Annotated in this window: 1 protein-coding gene and 1 pseudogene; one reads left to right on the top strand and one right to left on the bottom strand. The window is 63.5% G+C overall.

Translation table 11 applies throughout. The annotated features are described in order from the left end of the window. Nucleotides 1-36: 36 nt before the first annotated feature. Nucleotides 37-1,428 carry a tetratricopeptide repeat protein gene (locus tag C1D09_RS32115; RefSeq protein WP_143977939.1) on the bottom strand — a complete coding sequence of 464 codons (1,392 nt, stop codon included), beginning with the start codon at nt 1,426-1,428 and terminating at the stop codon, nt 37-39. Between the two features lie 145 nt (nt 1,429-1,573). Between C1D09_RS32115 and C1D09_RS32110 the strand changes: the two are divergent. Continuing rightward, a pseudogene (locus tag C1D09_RS32110) lies at nt 1,574-1,817 on the top strand (pyridoxal phosphate-dependent aminotransferase); the annotation flags it as partial.

The following is a 1,817-nucleotide window of genomic DNA, read 5'->3' as shown; positions in this document are numbered from 1 at the left end:
GTCCGGCTGTGTAGCAGTGCGTGACCGGAAGGTTCACTAGATCTTGTTTGACGATTTGTAGTTTATGATGTCCTGGGCGCGTATCCAGCGCGGCTCGCCGCGCTTCATCTGCTGCTGCGCCCGCATGGCGAAGATCTTCGCATCCTTATAGTTACCGGAGTAGAAATGGCCTTCCGCCGTGGCAAGCTCAGCGCCCGGTATGTCACCCAACTCGCCGTAAGCCTGCGCCAGGTAGCGATAGCCGATGGAATTTTCCTTGTCGCGTCCCAGGCCATTGTTGATCTGCACGACGGCCTTCTTCAGCGAGTCAGGCGTGCCGACCGCCATCAGCGCTTGGCCGAGCGAGACAGGCAGCAAGCCCGACCGCGCCGGATCGAGGCTGACCGCCTTGGCGTAGGCTTCCGCCGCATCCTTGGGCTTGTTGGCCTTCATCAGGATATCGCCGCGCAACTCCTGGAAATAGGCATTCTTCGGCTGCGCCTTGATCAGGGCATTGGCCTTGGCGAGTGCGCCGGCGATGTCGCCGTAAAGATAGGTCGATTGGGCGTCGCCATACTGCGCGGCGAGGCTGCCTCTCATTTTTTGCATCAGTCGCGCGGCGGTGGCCTGGCCTCCCATGTAGACGGCGATCTTCGCCCGCATCATGTCATGGCGCTGCTGCAGCGCCGGCGGGTCGAGCTTGTCGACATCGGGGCTCTGCTTCACCAGCACCTCGAGATTGGCGATGCGCTCCTGCGGCATCGGATGGCTGATCCGATATGGATCGACCTGCGCACCCGAAAGCGACAGCGCGGTCTGGAAGCGGCGGAACGTCTTCAGCATGCCCATGCCGGACTGGCCGGTGGCGTTGAGATAGGTGATGGCGGAGCGGTCGGCCGTTATCTCCTCGGTGCGCTGGTAGGCGAGGATGCTGCGCTGTGCCATCTCGCCGCCACCGGCGGCCACGCCCATGCCGGCGCCGGCAAGGCCGCGGCTGTTGGTGGTCGCGCCCGCGACCATCGCGCCCGCGCCTAGCAAGGTCGCAATGATGGCCATCGTCTTGGCGCGCTCGAGCTGGTCACGCAGTTTCTGCTGGTGGCCGCCTGCGATATGGCCGGCCTCGTGCGCGATGACGCCGATGATCTCGTTGGGTGTTTCCGCCGTCATCAGCGCGCCGGTGTTGATGAAGAGCCGTCGCCCGGTGACGAAAGCGTTGAAGCTGGGATCATTGACCAGAACGATGTCGATGCCGTCATTCGCCAGCCCTGCCGCCTTGAAGATCGGCCGCGCATAGTCGCGCACCAAAGCCTCGATCTCGGCATCGCGGACCACCGGAACACTCTGAGCGAAGGCGGTGACCGAACTTGCCACTCCAACGGCAAGGCCGAGCGAAAGCGTCGTGAAAACACGCGCAATCCTGACAATCGTCGATCTGGGTCGGCTCAACATGACGTGTCCACTGGTAGACGAGCGGGCGAAAGATGAAAAGTCGGCACCGAAAACTTCCTCAACTTGTGATCCTCACATCAATCGGGCATTTGTGCGGCGCATGTATTCGGGGCGTGGCGCGCCAAACCGTCGGGATAGGGATAAAATGGTCGTTTCACTTTCACGCCGTGGCAATGTCGAGCCATTCCACGCCATGGATGTGCTGGCCGAAGCGAACCGGCTGAAGGCGCAAGGTGTGCCGGTGATCTCCATGGCGATCGGCCAGCCGTCCGACCCGGCGCCCGCGCGGGTTCGCGCCGCCGCGGCCGAAGCCTTGCGGGTCGGCCGCATCGGCTACACCGACACGCTGGGGCTGGCTGGCCTGCGCAGGGCGATCGCCGCGCATTGCG

This window comes from Mesorhizobium intechi, from assembly GCF_002879535.1.
Lineage (GTDB): Bacteria > Pseudomonadota > Alphaproteobacteria > Rhizobiales > Rhizobiaceae > Mesorhizobium > Mesorhizobium intechi.
This window is presented reverse-complemented; position numbering and strand designations above follow the sequence as displayed.